14 protein-coding genes are annotated in these 14,031 nt (G+C 61.2%); 7 read left to right on the top strand and 7 right to left on the bottom strand.

Going from position 1 to position 14,031, the window contains the following annotated elements:
- Positions 1–83 precede the first annotated feature (83 nt).
- Positions 84–1,373 carry an MFS transporter gene (locus tag B2S33_RS09285; protein ID WP_023532734.1) on the bottom strand — a complete coding sequence of 430 codons (1,290 nt, stop codon included), beginning with the start codon at positions 1,371–1,373 and terminating at the stop codon, positions 84–86.
- A 352-nt stretch (positions 1,374–1,725) separates the two neighbouring features.
- Between B2S33_RS09285 and B2S33_RS09280 the strand changes: the two genes are divergently transcribed.
- Positions 1,726–2,124 carry an acyl-CoA thioesterase gene (locus B2S33_RS09280; protein WP_003253317.1) on the top strand — a complete coding sequence of 133 codons (399 nt, stop codon included), beginning with the start codon at positions 1,726–1,728 and terminating at the stop codon, positions 2,122–2,124.
- A 70-nt stretch (positions 2,125–2,194) separates the two neighbouring features.
- Positions 2,195–3,100: a D-hexose-6-phosphate mutarotase gene (locus tag B2S33_RS09275; RefSeq protein WP_088522814.1), complete on the top strand. Its 906-nt coding sequence runs from the start codon at positions 2,195–2,197 to the stop codon at positions 3,098–3,100.
- Between the two features lie 15 nt (positions 3,101–3,115).
- Here the strand turns inward: B2S33_RS09275 and B2S33_RS09270 are convergent, their stop codons facing one another.
- The 5 genes from B2S33_RS09270 to B2S33_RS09250 form a co-directional block, all read right to left on the bottom strand.
- Positions 3,116–3,649, bottom strand: a complete 534-nt coding sequence (locus B2S33_RS09270) for a DUF3299 domain-containing protein (protein ID WP_027913341.1) — start codon at positions 3,647–3,649, stop codon at positions 3,116–3,118.
- Between the two features lie 47 nt (positions 3,650–3,696).
- Entirely contained in the window at positions 3,697–3,942 is a 246-nt protein-coding gene (locus B2S33_RS09265) for a GlsB/YeaQ/YmgE family stress response membrane protein (protein ID WP_023532347.1), read from the bottom strand.
- Between the two features lie 108 nt (positions 3,943–4,050).
- Positions 4,051–5,133, bottom strand: a complete 1,083-nt coding sequence (locus tag B2S33_RS09260) for a 5-(carboxyamino)imidazole ribonucleotide synthase (RefSeq protein WP_028686788.1) — start codon at positions 5,131–5,133, stop codon at positions 4,051–4,053.
- A gap of 10 nt (positions 5,134–5,143) precedes the next feature.
- Positions 5,144–5,635 carry a 5-(carboxyamino)imidazole ribonucleotide mutase gene (gene purE, locus B2S33_RS09255; protein ID WP_023532690.1) on the bottom strand — a complete coding sequence of 164 codons (492 nt, stop codon included), beginning with the start codon at positions 5,633–5,635 and terminating at the stop codon, positions 5,144–5,146.
- 257 nt (positions 5,636–5,892) lie between these two features.
- Positions 5,893–6,810, bottom strand: coding sequence for a LysR substrate-binding domain-containing protein (locus B2S33_RS09250; RefSeq protein WP_027913339.1), 918 nt, complete (start codon positions 6,808–6,810; stop codon positions 5,893–5,895).
- A 182-nt stretch (positions 6,811–6,992) separates the two neighbouring features.
- Between B2S33_RS09250 and aspA the strand changes: the two genes are divergently transcribed.
- The 4 genes from aspA to B2S33_RS09230 all read left to right on the top strand — a co-directional run bounded on the left by aspA (position 6,993) and on the right by B2S33_RS09230 (position 11,881).
- Complete coding sequence (gene aspA / locus B2S33_RS09245; protein ID WP_023532531.1) at positions 6,993–8,417, top strand: aspartate ammonia-lyase; 1,425 nt, start codon at positions 6,993–6,995, stop codon at positions 8,415–8,417.
- 177 nt (positions 8,418–8,594) lie between these two features.
- Positions 8,595–9,587, top strand: a complete 993-nt coding sequence (locus B2S33_RS09240; RefSeq protein ID WP_028686789.1) for an AraC family transcriptional regulator — start codon at positions 8,595–8,597, stop codon at positions 9,585–9,587.
- 147 nt (positions 9,588–9,734) lie between these two features.
- Positions 9,735–10,778: a histone deacetylase family protein gene (locus tag B2S33_RS09235; protein ID WP_027913337.1), complete on the top strand. Its 1,044-nt coding sequence runs from the start codon at positions 9,735–9,737 to the stop codon at positions 10,776–10,778.
- Positions 10,778–11,881 (top strand): polyamine ABC transporter substrate-binding protein, encoded by a 1,104-nt coding sequence (locus B2S33_RS09230; protein WP_288650179.1) that lies wholly within the window; start codon positions 10,778–10,780, stop codon positions 11,879–11,881. Before B2S33_RS09235 ends, B2S33_RS09230 begins: the two co-directional genes overlap by 1 nt.
- 49 nt (positions 11,882–11,930) lie before the next feature.
- Here B2S33_RS09230 and B2S33_RS09225 read toward each other — a convergent pair whose 3' ends face one another.
- Positions 11,931–13,460 (bottom strand): PLP-dependent aminotransferase family protein, encoded by a 1,530-nt coding sequence (locus tag B2S33_RS09225; RefSeq protein ID WP_288650178.1) that lies wholly within the window; start codon positions 13,458–13,460, stop codon positions 11,931–11,933.
- A gap of 124 nt (positions 13,461–13,584) precedes the next feature.
- Between B2S33_RS09225 and B2S33_RS09220 the strand changes: the two genes are divergently transcribed.
- Positions 13,585–14,031 carry a GNAT family N-acetyltransferase gene (locus B2S33_RS09220; RefSeq protein ID WP_027913334.1) on the top strand — a complete coding sequence of 149 codons (447 nt, stop codon included), beginning with the start codon at positions 13,585–13,587 and terminating at the stop codon, positions 14,029–14,031.

Below are 14,031 nucleotides of genomic sequence, written 5' to 3'. Positions count from 1 at the left end.
GACTTGATTGTGACAATTGGATGAAATGCCATCATCGTGTCGAAGCGCTGCTACAGGGAGCAAGTGTCAGTGGCCAAGGCGATTCAACGCTTGTTGGCGAGCAAGTACAGACCTACCGAAAAGCCGACCATGCACAGGACAGCCACATAGTAAGCGGGCGCCATGGGGCTGACCTTCAGAAGCCCGGTTACCGCCATCGGCGTCAGGCCGCCAAAAATGGCATAGGCGACGTTGTAGGAAAACGACAAGCCGCTGAAGCGCACCGCAGCCGGAAATGCCTTGACCATCACGTAGGGCACTGCGCCAATCACGCCCACGCACAGGCCGGTCACCGCATACAACGGGAACAACAGCTCGGGCCGTGTGGGCAAGCTGTGGTAGAACGCCCAGGAACTGACCAACAGCATCAGGCTGCCGACCACGAACACACGGCCCGCGCCGAAGCGATCGGCCAGGCTACCGGCGCCAATGCAACCCAGGCTCAGCAGCACGATGGCCAGGCTGTTGGCCTTGAGCGAGTCGGTAGGGCTGATGTGGTAGATGCTCTGCAACAAGGCTGGCGTCATGAGGATCACCACCACGATGCCTGCCGACAGCATCCAGGTCAGCAACATGGACAGCACGATGGGCCCGCGATGATCGCGCAGCACCGCCCGCAGCGGCAGCTCTTCGGCCAGGGCTTTGCGTTGCTGCATTTCTGCGAACACCGGGGTTTCATGCAGCCAACGGCGCAGGTAGACCGAAAACAGACCGAACACACCGCCCAGCAGAAACGGAATTCGCCAGGCATAGCTGGCCACTTCTTCGGCGCTGTAGACGCTGTTGATCAAGGTCGCGACCAGCGAGCCCAGCAAGATACCGGCCGTCAAACCGGCAGTGAGCGTGCCGCAGGCATAGCCGGTATTGCGCGCCGGCACGTGCTCCGAGACGAATACCCAGGCGCCCGGCACTTCCCCGCCGATGGCCGCCCCCTGGATCACCCGCATCAACAGCAACAGGATCGGCGCCCACAGGCCAATCTGCGCGTAGGTCGGCAGCAGGCCCATGATCAGGGTGGGCAGGGCCATCATGAAGATGCTCAGGGTGAACATCTTCTTGCGGCCCAGCAGGTCGCCGAAATGCGCCATGATGATGCCGCCCAGGGGCCGCGCCAGATAGCCTGCGGCGAAAATGCCGAACGTCTGCATCAACCGCAGCCACTCTGGCATGTCGGCTGGGAAGAACAGCTTGCCGACCACGGTGGCGAAGAACACGAAGATGATGAAGTCGTAGAACTCCAGCGCCCCGCCCAGCGCAGACAGCGAAAGGGTCTTGTAGTCACTGCGGGTCAGCGGCCGCGGGGCCTGCTCGATACTGCTCGGCGCGGAAGTCATCACGGTTATTCTCTTTATAGGGCAAGGCCACACGGGATGCGGCTTGTTCAAGGCGAAGGCGAAGATAGCAAATTGCCGAACGCGGCTGAAAGCGACACGCAATCCATACCGACCTGCAAGAACGCATGGTCGTCGCTTGCGTAGATGCTCTATATACTGGCGTTTCGTACGAAATGTGTCCTGCTAGCGTGGGATATTGTGCGAAAACTCCGGTCACTATACTCAGACGGTTTCGAAGCATTTCCCACGGCCGTCTCGTCATACGAATCGGCGTAGTATGTTGTCAGCTGAATCGTTTACCGGCCTAAGCGCCGCATCCAGGAAAAGCGTCACGGGTCAGAGGCCCCACCGCATGATTGAGCTCGAACAAGAAGATCCAATTCCGCAGGGTGACCTTGCTTTGCAGATCACCGCACTGCCACGCGAAACAAACGGCTTTGGCGATATCTTCGGCGGCTGGCTGGTCGCCCAGATGGACCTGGCAGGTACCGCCATGGCCAGCCGTGTTGCCGGTGGCCGCGTCGCTACCGTGGCGATAGATCGCATGGCGTTTCTGGTACCGGTGGCCGTGGGCGCACAGTTGTCCTTCTATACCCAGACGCTGGAGATCGGGCGCAGCTCCATCCAGATGATGGTCGAGGTATGGAGCGACGATCCACTGTCCAGCGAATGGCGCAAGGTGACCGAAGCCGTCTTCGTCTTCGTCGCAATCGATGGCAGCGGCCGCACCCGTTCCGTCCCTCGTCGCTGAGGCCTGCCAGCGGTAAACTCATTGCCTGCGCCCGGGTCCAAGGCCCACTGGCAACCAATGAGATGACGCAATGGCCACCTTCCAGGTAACGACCGAGCAACATGGCGAGCTTCACTGCTGGCGTATCCGCAGCAGCTTCGCCGAACTACTGATCGCCCGCCAGGGTGCACAGGTCCTCAGCTACCAGCGCACAGGCGAGCCACCGTTGCTGTGGTTGAGCGACAAGGCCATTTTCCGCCAGGGGAAGTCGGTTCGGGCAGGGGCGCCTGTATGCTGGCCATGGTTTGGCGACCTGCAGCGCAACCCTGAAACCGTCCAGTCCATGTACCACGCTGAACAAGCGCCAGCCCACGGCCTTGTCCGCACGCGTGACTGGCAATTGCTGAGCCTGGAGGAAGTGGGCGAAACCCTGCGGATCGAGTTCGAAATGGCCGAAGCGCAAGGTGGATTGCCCGGGTGGCCGCACACCGTGGCGCTGAAGCTGGTGGTCGTGCTGGACGAGGCGTTGACGCTGCAACTGACCAGCCGCAACCTTGGCGATAGCCCGGTCACTATCAGCCAGGCCCTGCACAATTATTTTGCCGTCAGTGATGTGCGCCAGGCCAAGGTCGACGGTGTCGAGGGGTTGGCTTACATCGAAACCCTGGCCGACTGGCAACAGCGCCTGCAGCAGGGTGCGCTGGCGTTTACCGGCGAGACGGACCGGATCTATCTGGATACGCCGCCAACGCTGAGCATCGTCGACCCGGCCTGGGGCAGGCGGATCATCCTGACCAGCAGTGGATCCCGCTCGGCGGTGATCTGGAACCCCTGGACCGCACGGGCCAAGGAATTGCCGGACATGGCCGATGACGGCTGGCAACGCATGCTGTGCATCGAGACGGCGAACGTCTGGGACGACGTGGTGCAGTTGCAGCCCGGGGCCAGCAGTTCGCTGGGGGTCAGGATCGATTGTGAAGTGACCCCGCGCGACTAGCCACTCGGACACGCCTCAAAGATCGGCGTCCACCACTACCCTCACCTTCGCGGCGTCCAAGGCATAGGCCGCGTCGGCCAGGTCGTTGCTGACCTTTTCCACCTTCAGCGTGCCGCTGACCCACAGCGGCGTGTAGATGTCATCGATCTTCAGCCCTTTTGGATAGCGCACCAACACCAGCTGGTTGGGTGGCGGTGGCGGGACGTGGATGCATGCACCTGGGTATGGCACCAGGAAGAACAAGGTGCTGTGGCCCTTGGCATCGCTTTCAAGCGGCACGGGGTAGCCACCCAGGCGAATGCTCTTGCCGTTCAGGGCGGGCACGGTTTTCGTCGAGTACATGACCGCAGGCAGCCCCTTGCCCTGCTTCAAGCCACCTTTGGCGGTGAAGGTGCCCATGGCTTCGGGAGAGTTATGGTCGATTTCGGGCATCTGCTCGAGCGCCTTCTGGTCCGACTTGGGCATCAGTTCCAGCCAGTCGGTCTCGGGCAATTCGGCATGGGCCAGGGAGCTGGCCGACAACAGGAGGGCAATGAAGAAGGCACGCATGGAATGCTCGGCAACTCGGGATGAATTGCCGGCATTCTAACCAGTATTCAGCGTTTCTTGATGAATCCGTAGATCACCAGAAGAAGGATGGCGCCTACCAGTGCGCCAAAGAAGCCGGCTGCCTGACCTGCCTGGTAGATACCAAGCGCCTGACCGCCATAGGTGGCCAACAGCGAGCCCGCGATACCGAGCAGGATGGTCATGATCCAGCCCATGCTGTCGTCGCCCGGTTTGATGAAACGAGCCAGCAGGCCGACGATGAGGCCGATGAAGATGGTTCCGATGATACCCATGGCAATCCCCTTGCAGTAAAGATGGAACAAGCCAAAGCCTAGGCAGCGCTTTGGCTTGTTGCCACTTCAGAGGGCCAGCCGGATGCAGAAGTTCGAATTGGCGCTCGATCAGTTGCCGATCAGCGCCTGGACTTGCGCAATCTTGTGCTCGAGTGTGGCCATGTCCTGGCACCGCAATGTGGCATGGCCAACCTTGCGTCCGGCCTTGAACGCCTTGCCATAGTGGTGCAGGTGGCAGTCGTCGATGGCCACGACCTGCTCCACTGGGGGGACTTCACCGATGAAGTTGAGCATGGCGCTCTCTCCGACCTTGGCAGTGGAACCCAATGGCAAACCGGCGATGGCACGCACGTGGTTTTCGAACTGGCTGCACTCGGCGCCTTCGATGGTCCAGTGCCCGGAGTTGTGCACGCGCGGTGCAATTTCATTGGCCTTGAGCCCACCGTCGACCTCGAAGAATTCGAACGCCATGACCCCGACATAATCGAGTTGTTGCAACACGCGACCGACGTAGTCTTCAGCCAGCGCTTGCAACGGATGCGCCTGACTGGCGACCGACAGGTGCAGGATGCCGCTGTCGTGCGTATTGTGCACCAGCGGATAGAACCGCGTTTCACCATCGCGGGCCCGGACCGCGACCAGCGATACTTCACCGGTAAAGGGTACGAAGCCTTCGAGCAGGCACGGCACGCTGCCCAGTTCGGCAAAGGTGCCGACCACGTCTTGCGCGGTGCGCAGGACTTTCTGGCCCTTGCCGTCATAGCCCAGGGTGCGGGTCTTGAGCACCGCTGGCAGGCCGATGCTCGCCACTGCGGCGTCCAGGTCTGCCTGGGACAGGATGTCGGCGAACGCGGGGGTGGGGATCCCCAGGTCACGGAACATGCTTTTCTCGAACAAGCGGTCACGGGCGATGCGCAGGGCCTCGGCACTTGGGTACACCGGCACGAACTGCGAAAGAAACGCCACGGTCTCGGCCGGAACGCTCTCGAACTCGAAGGTAACCAGGTCAACCTGATCGGCCAGCTGACGCAGGTGTTCCTGGTCGCCATAGCCCGCGAGCAAGTGCTCGCCCAGAGAGGCGGCACAGGCATCGGGCGCCGGGTCGAGGAAGGCGAAGTTCATGCCCAGCGGAGTACCCGCCAGTGCTAGCATGCGGCCCAACTGGCCGCCACCGATTACACCGATTTTCATGGGTTGAACCTCAAGCCTGACGCGGATCTGGATTGTCCAGCACGGTGTCGGTCTGTTCCGTGCGGAACTGCTTCAACGCCGCGTGGTACTGAGGGTGCTTGGCGCCAAGGATGCTGGCCGACAACAGCGCGGCATTGATTGCGCCCGCGCGGCCGATGGCCAGGGTGGCAACCGGCACGCCGGCAGGCATCTGCACGATCGACAGCAACGAATCAACGCCCGAAAGCATCGACGACTGCACTGGCACGCCCAGCACCGGCAGGTGGGTCTTGGCCGCGCACATGCCAGGCAAGTGGGCTGCACCACCGGCACCGGCGATGATCACCTCGATGCCCCGGCCATCAGCCTCTTCGGCGTACTGGAACAGCAGATCCGGCGTACGGTGGGCGGAAACCACCTTCACCTCGTAAGGAATGCCGAGTTTTTCCAGCATATCGGCGGTGTGGCTAAGGGTGGACCAATCGGACTTGGAGCCCATGATCACGCCAACCAGTGCACTCATCGTCGAGCCTCTCCTGCAAGCGCCTTCTGGCGCGCTAAAAGCAACAAGCCACGCAGGTGGACCGGCGTGGCTCGTCATACGGATTATGAATCGACCGGGTCGGCCGAAGGCGCAGGATTGTAGCGTATTCAAGGAGGGAGCGCCCACCCCCATAAGCACATGCCGGATCAAAGGGCAAGCTGTCTCGCGGGACAAGTTTTCCCGCTCGAACGGCTATGGCTACAGCGACAAGAATCGCGGATTATCTGAAATACACTTCAAATTGATGCCTCGCCCTGGACGCCGGTCGACTCCAGTTTGCGCCACAGCAAACGGACGTTGGCCTTGCGGACCAAGGCGCAGCGGTACAGGCGAATTTCCAGCGGCACGTGCCACTGGCTGCCACCACAGATCGCAAGTTCTCCACGCTCCAGTTCGCCGCGCATGGACAGGCGCGGTACCCATGCCACCCCCATCCCCTCCAGGGCCATGCTCTTGAGGCTGTCAGCCATGGCGGTTTCATAGACGGTGGTGTAACGCAGATTGCGCTGGCGCAGCAGCAGGTTCACCGAACGACCCAGGAAGGCCCCGGCGCTGTAGGCCAATAATGGCACGCTGGTTTCACCCTCCAGGGTAAACAACGGTTTGCCTTCTGCATCCACGGCACAAACGGGCAGCATTTCGGTGGTGCCCATGTGCAGCGAGGGAAAGATTTCGGCATCCATCTGCAAGGCTGCGTCAGGGTCGTAGAACGCTAGCATCAGGTCGCAGCCGCCTTCCCTCAAGGCATGCACTGCATCGCCGACGTTGGTGGCAACAAGCCGGGTGGCGATGTTCAGCCCATCGTTGCGCAGTTGGGCCACCCAGCGTGGGAAGAAGCCCGATGCGAGCGAGTGCGCGGCTGCCACTTGAATCACTTCGCCCTGACCACCTTCAAGATGATGCAAATGGCGAAGAATTTCGCTCAGCTGGTCGACAACCGTGCGGGCCGTTACCAAAAACAGCTGGCCCGCCTCTGTCAGCTCGATGGGGGTGCGGGATCGGTTGACCAGGGTAAGGCCCAGGGCCGCCTCCAGGCTACGAATCCGCCGGCTGAAGGCCGGCTGCGTTACGAAGCGCCGCTCCGCCGCCTGGGAAAAACTGCGGGTCGAGGCCAGGGCACTGAAGTCCTCCAGCCATTTGCTTTCTAGGTTCATCGGGCCGCTCCCCTGCCGTGCACCAAAATGGAACACGCTCGAAAATCAATCGGCGTCACATCTATCACTATGCCGTTTGTGCATAGGTTAGCGTGCAACAGCATTGGCCGCAAAAACACCTTAGGGCCTAGGATTGGCGCCATTCCGGCATGTGCCGGGTCAAACTCGAGATGATATTTATCATGTCCGCTGCTGCATCGTTCCGCGTCGAAAAAGATCTGTTGGGCACCCTTGAAGTTCCTGCCGATGCCTACTACGGCATCCAGACCCTGCGCGCTGCCAACAACTTCCACCTCTCTGGCGTTCCTCTGTCGCACTACCCCAAGCTGGTCGTGGCCCTGGCCATGGTCAAGCAGGCCGCTGCCGACGCCAACCGTGAGCTGGGCCACCTGAGCGATGCCAAGCACGCTGCCATCAGTGCAGCCTGCGCCCGTCTGATCAAGGGCGACTACCACGAGCAGTTCGTGGTCGACATGATCCAAGGGGGTGCCGGTACCTCCACCAACATGAACGCCAACGAAGTCATCGCCAACGTCGCGTTGGAGGCCATGGGTCACCAGAAAGGTGAGTACCAGTACCTGCACCCCAACAACGATGTGAACATGGCGCAGTCGACCAACGACGCCTACCCCACTGCTATTCGCCTGGGCTTGCTGCTGGGTCACGACGCCCTGCTGGCCAGCCTTGAGAGCCTGATCCAGGCCTTCGCCGCCAAAGGCAAGGAATTCGACCACGTACTGAAGATGGGTCGCACCCAGCTGCAGGATGCCGTGCCGATGACCCTGGGCCAGGAATTCCGCGCCTTCGCCACCACCATGACCGAAGACCTGCAGCGTCTGCGCTCGCTGGCACCTGAGCTGCTCACCGAGATCAACCTGGGTGGCACCGCGATTGGTACCGGCATCAACGCCGACCCGGGCTACCAGGCCCTGGCTGTACAGCGTCTGGCAACCATCAGTGGCCAGCCGCTGGTACCGGCTGCGGACCTCATCGAAGCCACCTCCGACATGGGCGCCTTCGTACTGTTCTCCGGCATGCTCAAACGCACCGCGGTCAAGTTGTCGAAGATCTGCAACGACCTGCGCCTGCTGTCCAGCGGCCCACGTACCGGCATCAACGAGATCAACCTGCCGGCTCGTCAGCCCGGCAGCTCGATCATGCCAGGCAAGGTGAACCCGGTGATCCCGGAAGCCGTAAACCAAGTGGCCTTTGCCATCATGGGCAACGACCTGGCCCTGACCGTCGCGGCCGAAGGCGGCCAGCTTCAGCTGAACGTGATGGAGCCGTTGATCGCCTACAAGATCTTCGACTCGATTCGCCTGCTGCAACGCGCCATGGACATGCTGCGCGAGCATTGCATCGTCGGCATCACCGCCAACGAACAGCGCTGCCGTGAACTGGTCGAGCACTCGATCGGCCTGGTCACCGCCCTGAACCCTTACATCGGCTACGAAAACGCCACCCGTATCGCTCGCGTTGCCCTGGAAACCGGCCGCGGTGTGCTTGAGCTGGTGCGTGAAGAGAAGCTGCTGGACGACGCGATGCTCGACGACATCCTGCGTCCGGAAAACATGATCGCCCCGCGTCTGGTTCCGCTGAAGGCCTGACCAGAACGCTGTAACCGTCTCACCAGGTCGAGGGACTAGACACCTCTCAACCTTTCCTAAGCCCGGGCGTATGCTTCGGGCTTTTTTTTGCCCGCCCGGTGCCGATTGGCAGCCATCGACGACACTCGGCATACAACTTGCTCGATAATGCGTCCCAGACCCACGGGACCACTCCGCATGCTGCACAGCCACCTGACTACCCTCAACGCGGTTTCGCTGATCCTCAACGTCTTTCAGGCCCAAGGCTGCGAGGCCTCGGAGCTGCTAGCCGGCAGCGGCATAGGCCCAGCGGACCTTGGCCATGCCGATGCACGCATCACGACCCAGCAGGAACTGCAGGTCTGTGCCAACGCCGTGGCCCGCCGGGAGGACATTGGCCTGGAGTTGGGCCAGCGCATGCGCGTGTCTGCCTACGGCATGCTGGGGTACGCGCTGCTGTCCAGTGCCACTTTGGGTGACGCCCTGGGCCTGGCATTGCAGTATCCGGCACTGCTGGGAACAGTTTTCACCTTGCGCCTGCTCGACGACGGCCACCGTGTCTGGCTCAGCGCCAGCGATTACCGGGATAGTCCTGCGCTGAGCGCTTTCAACGCCGAATTCTGCCTGGTGTCGTTGAAGGTCATCTGCGACGACTTGCTAGGCCATGATCTGCCGCTGCTTGGGGCGCGCTTCGAGCACCTGCGCCCGGGTTACCACGCGCGCTACAGGCGCCTGTTTCAGTGCCCAATCACCTTCGCCTCGCCTGACAACGCCTTCGCCTTCGAGCGGCACTGGCTGAACGCGCCACTGCCTCTGGCCGACCCGATCACCCACAAGGCCATGAAGGAGCGATGCCGACGCCTGAACCTAGAATTCACCGGCCGGCAGGCATGGTTGGGGCGCGTTCGCCAACTGCTTGTCAACCAACTGGAAGCGGCGCCGGGCCTGGAGGGCCTGGCACGGCAGATGAATTGCTCGTCCCGTACACTTCGCCGTCACCTGCAGGCGCTGGGCAGCAGCTATCAGCAATTGCTCGATGAGTTGAAGTTCGAACGGGCCAAGGAACTGCTCGCCGACGGGCACATGCCGATCCACCGCATTGCCGAAACGCTTGGGTACAGCGAGACGGCCAGTTTCCGTCACGCCTTTGTGCGCTGGAGTGGCGTGGCGCCGACTCGGTTTCGCGGGTAAGCCTGCTGGTAGGCCTAGGGTAGCTGCCCACACGATGAAGGTGTTCGACGTTGGCCATATCTATCCCCTTTTGGCCGGTTCAGATGTTCTCGCTGAGCGGCCCGTTCGTGACAATGAAGGCACGCCAGTACCCACCGGAGAACAACAATGCTGACGATCTATTCCGATGATCACCGCCTGCACCATGGCCGCTGCGAGCTGATCGATGGCAAGCTCATGCCTTGCTTCGAGATGCCTTCGCGTGCCGACCATGTCCTGGCCCAAGTCCGCAAACGCGAGCTGGGTGAGGTCAAAGGCCCTGATGATTTTGGCCGTACGCCATTGCTGCGCGTGCACAGCGCCGATTATCTCGACTTCTTCGAAGGCGCCTGGGCGCGCTGGGCGGCCATGGGCCAGGAGGGCGATCTGCTCCCCTATACCTGGCCTGCTCGCACGCTGCGGGCGGTCAAGCCTACAGGGTTGCACGGCGAGCTTGGTTACTACAGCTTCGATGCAGGTGCTCCGATCACGGCAGGCACCTGGCAGGCCGCCTACAGCGCAGCCCAGGTCGCGCTCACGGCGCAAGCGGCCATCGAGCAGGGTGCCCACGCCGCGTTCGCATTGTGTCGTCCACCGGGGCATCACGCGGCAGGCGACGTCATGGGGGGCTACTGCTACCTGAACAATGCAGCCATCGCTGCCCAGGCCTTCATCGACCAAGGACGGGCAAAGGTTGCCATCCTCGACGTGGACTACCACCACGGCAATGGTACCCAAGACATTTTCTACAGCCGCGCCGATGTTTTCTTCGCCTCCATCCATGGTGATCCTCAGGACGAATTCCCCTTCTTCCTGGGCTATGCCGACGAAACCGGGGCGGGTGCCGGCGAGGGCTGCAATGTGAATTATCCGCTACCGGCAGGCAGTGACTGGTCGACCTGGCGCGCAGCCCTGGAAGACGCTTGCGAACGCATCGCCGCGTATGAGCCTGAGGTAGTGGTGGTGTCGCTGGGGGTGGACACGTTCAAGGATGATCCGATCTCCCAGTTCAAGCTCGACAGCCCTGATTACCTGGAGATGGGCAAGCGCATCGCGCAGCTCGGCAAGCCCACCCTGTTCGTGATGGAAGGTGGCTATGCCGTGGAAGAAATCGGCATCAACGCCGTCAACGTGCTCGAAGGCTTCCAGCGCGCACAACCCGGAGCTCGATAATGGCCACGATCAAACAGCTACTCGCCCCTCTCGTCGCTGCGGTACTGTGCGCAGGCACCCTGCCCGCCCAGGCCGAACAGCGCACGCTGCGCGTGTACAACTGGTTCGACTACATCACCCCGCAGACGCTGACCGACTTCCAGAAGGACAGCGGTGTGAAGCTGGTGTATGACATCTTCGACACCAATGAAGCGCTGGAAGCCAAGTTGCTGACCGGCAACTCTGGTTACGATGTGGTGGTGCCGTCCAACGTGTTTCTGGCCAAGCAGATCGAGGCCGGCGTATTCCAGCCGCTCGATCGCAGCAAACTGCCGAACTGGCAGCACCTGGACCCGGCCCTGATGAAGTTGATCGAAGCCAACGACCCCGGTAACCGCTTTGCCGTGCCGTACATGTACGGCACCATACTGATCGGCTTCAACCCGGCCAAGGTCAAGGCTGCGCTGGGGGAAAACGCACCTGTGGACAGTTGGGACCTGATCTTCAAGGAAGAGAACATCGCCAAGCTCAAGCAATGTGGCGTGGCCCTGCTCGACTCACCCTCCGAGATCATGCCGCTGGCCCTTCAATACCTGGGCCTGCCGCCCAACAGCGAACACCCGCAGGACTACAAGAAAGCCGAAGCCCTGTTGCTGAAAATTCGCCCATCCGTCACCTACTTCCACTCCTCCAAGTACATGGCAGACATGGCCAACGGTGACATCTGCGTCGCTGTGGGCTACAGCGGCAGTTTCTCGCAGGCTGCCAACCGTGCCCGCGAGGCCAACAACGGTGTCGTGGTGGACATGCGCCTGCCCAAGGAAGGGGCGCCGATCTGGTTCGACATGCTGGCAATTCCAAAAAATGCTGCCAATCCGCAGGACGCTCACGCCTTTATCAATTACCTGTTCCGGCCTGAAGTGATTGCGCCGATCAGTGACTTCGTGGGCTATCCGAACCCGAATAAAGACGCTACGGACAAGGTGAGCCCAGCGATTCGCAACAACCCCAACTTGTATCCAACCGCCGATGCAATGACCAAGCTGTATACGCTAAAGCCACTGGCTCGCGATGCAGAGCGCGCACGCACACGGGCATGGACACGCATCAAGTCCGGATCATGACCACCTGCGGCTGGGGTCGTGGCCCCAGCCGCTCTTCACGGTGCGCCGTTCAAGACCGCCAGGCCTTGCGTAGCTTCAGCAAGGCCTCGGCGATTTCCCTTTCAGGCACTGCCGCAAAGCCCACTACCAGCCCTGCCCGTTTATCCACAGGGCACGTGCTGTCATCCAGCCAAAAATGGCTCAAGGGCGTCACTTCCACGCCAACGGCTTCGGCCTGGGCCACCAACGCCCTTTCCCGGCTGACGTTATCCACAGCCAGTGTGACATGCAGGCCAGCTGCGATATCCGGCATGGCGCCCATGCCTTGGATACCGGTAGGCCACCCGGCCAGTATCGCGTCGCGCCGTGCAAGGGCGGCCTTGCGCATGCGCCTTATATGCCGCTGAAAATGCCCACGCGCCATGAACTCCGCCATCACGCATTGACTGCTGATTTCCGAATGCCGGGAGGCCAGCGCCCTGCCCTGGCTGAAGGGTTCGGCCAATGCGGGCGGTAACACAAGATAACCAAGGCGCAAGGCTGGGAAAGCGATCTTGCCGAAGGTACCGACGTACAGGACCCGTCCATGTTGGTCCAGCGCAGCCAAGGGCGCCAGGGGCGCACCGCTGTAACGGTACTCGCCGTCGTAATCGTCTTCGATGATCCAGCCCTGGGTACGGCGAGCCCAAGCCAGCAGCTGTAGGCGTCGGGCCAGGCTCATGGTGACACCTGTCGGGTACTGGTGAGCCGGAGTCACGTAGGCCAGCCGACATTTTTCCAGCCGTTCGAGCTCGGTGCAATCCATTCCCTGTGCATCAACGGCGATACCCCTTACCTCAGCTCCGCTCAAAGCAAAGGCATGGCCTGCGGCGCGATAGCCCGGGTTTTCCACAGCCACGGTATCGCCAGCGCCTAGCAGCAACTGTGAACAAAGACTGATGGCGTCCTGTGCGCCATGGGTGATCACAATTTGTGCAGCTGTACAATTCAGCCCTCGCGAACGGCGCATGTAAGTAGCGATCAGCTCACGCAAGGCGGGTTCACCCGCCGGGTCCCCATAGCTCAACCTGGCTGGGGACGGATTACGCCAGAAAGCCGCTTGCAGCTTGGCCCAGACGTCGAAAGGAAATAGGTCGAACGCGGGCAGGCCGACGCGAAACGCTCGTGGCTTGCCACCTCTGGGGGGTGCCAGATGATGTTTTTCGAGCAGTTGCAAGGCGGCATCAGCACGGCTGTAACTGGATAAATCCTCAGTATCAGACGAAGAGTTTGTGGATAACCTTGTTGATAACCCAGGGTATAAGCCTGTGGATAGGTGTGTGGACAGTTTGCTCGATGTTCCTACATAGGTCCCATCACCGACCCGCGACTCGATGAAACCCTCCGCGTGAAGCTGCTCGTAGGCCTGGACAACGCTGTTGCGCGAAATGCCCAACATCCTGGCTATTTCCCGGGTTGCAGGCAGCCGAGTACCGCTGCCCAGGCGACCATCGAGCATTCGTTCCCGTAGGGCTTGATACAACTGCTGGCTGAGCCCCAGACGGCGGTCTAGCGTGATCCCGGCAGGGTCGAAGGAAAGATCGTGATGCAACTCGCTCACGGCATTGGCTCTATCAAAAGCGGAGTAAATGGCTCTTACCGAGAGCCAATCTTGTGCATAGCATCACCCTTATACCTGCAATCGAACAGGCTGCGCACACGTGCCAGCCGCCAAGGGATAGACCATGACGAACATTACCGTACGCCCGGTAACTGCCAACGACCACGCCACTTGGCTTGCCCTGTGGCAGGCCTACTTGCAGTTCTACAAGACAGAACTGTCCGAGACGGTCAGTCTCACGACCTGGGGGCGTCTGCTCGATACTCGCGAGCCCACGCACTCGGCGCTCGCCTGGCTGGATGAGAAAGCGGTGGGCATGGTCAACTTCATCTACCATCGTTCCAACTGGAGCATCGAGAATGCCTGCTACCTGCAAGACCTGTACGTGGCTGGCGAGCAGCGTGGCTTGGGTATTGGCCGCCAACTGATTCAGCACGTCTATCAGGCGGCGAGCGCGGACGGCTGCACCAAGGTGCACTGGTTAACCCATGAAACCAACTCCACTGCCATCGACCTGTATGAGCGGGTAGCCGAGCGCTCAGGGTTCATTCAATTCCGTAAAGGGGTTTAG

The organism is Pseudomonas sp. UBA5568, assembly GCF_002425525.1.
In the GTDB taxonomy this organism is placed as follows: domain Bacteria; phylum Pseudomonadota; class Gammaproteobacteria; order Pseudomonadales; family Pseudomonadaceae; genus Aquipseudomonas; species Aquipseudomonas fulva.
This window is presented reverse-complemented; position numbering and strand designations above follow the sequence as displayed.

Excerpts from the sequence above, each read along its gene's own strand:
- B2S33_RS09240 (WP_028686789.1), top strand. The coding sequence starts at position 8,595 with ATGCTGCACAGCCACCTGACTACCCTCAACGCGGTTTCGCTGATCCTC.
- aspA (WP_023532531.1), top strand. The coding sequence starts at position 6,993 with ATGTCCGCTGCTGCATCGTTCCGCGTCGAAAAAGATCTGTTGGGCACC.
- B2S33_RS09230 (WP_288650179.1), top strand. The coding sequence starts at position 10,778 with ATGGCCACGATCAAACAGCTACTCGCCCCTCTCGTCGCTGCGGTACTG.
- purE (WP_023532690.1), bottom strand. The coding sequence starts at position 5,635 with ATGAGTGCACTGGTTGGCGTGATCATGGGCTCCAAGTCCGATTGGTCC.
- B2S33_RS09260 (WP_028686788.1), bottom strand. The coding sequence starts at position 5,133 with ATGAAAATCGGTGTAATCGGTGGCGGCCAGTTGGGCCGCATGCTAGCA.
- B2S33_RS09250 (WP_027913339.1), bottom strand. The coding sequence starts at position 6,810 with ATGAACCTAGAAAGCAAATGGCTGGAGGACTTCAGTGCCCTGGCCTCG.
- B2S33_RS09280 (WP_003253317.1), top strand. The coding sequence starts at position 1,726 with ATGATTGAGCTCGAACAAGAAGATCCAATTCCGCAGGGTGACCTTGCT.
- B2S33_RS09275 (WP_088522814.1), top strand. The coding sequence starts at position 2,195 with ATGGCCACCTTCCAGGTAACGACCGAGCAACATGGCGAGCTTCACTGC.
- B2S33_RS09285 (WP_023532734.1), bottom strand. The coding sequence starts at position 1,373 with ATGACTTCCGCGCCGAGCAGTATCGAGCAGGCCCCGCGGCCGCTGACC.
- B2S33_RS09265 (WP_023532347.1), bottom strand. The coding sequence starts at position 3,942 with ATGGGTATCATCGGAACCATCTTCATCGGCCTCATCGTCGGCCTGCTG.
- B2S33_RS09220 (WP_027913334.1), top strand. The coding sequence starts at position 13,585 with ATGACGAACATTACCGTACGCCCGGTAACTGCCAACGACCACGCCACT.
- B2S33_RS09235 (WP_027913337.1), top strand. The coding sequence starts at position 9,735 with ATGCTGACGATCTATTCCGATGATCACCGCCTGCACCATGGCCGCTGC.
- B2S33_RS09270 (WP_027913341.1), bottom strand. The coding sequence starts at position 3,649 with ATGCGTGCCTTCTTCATTGCCCTCCTGTTGTCGGCCAGCTCCCTGGCC.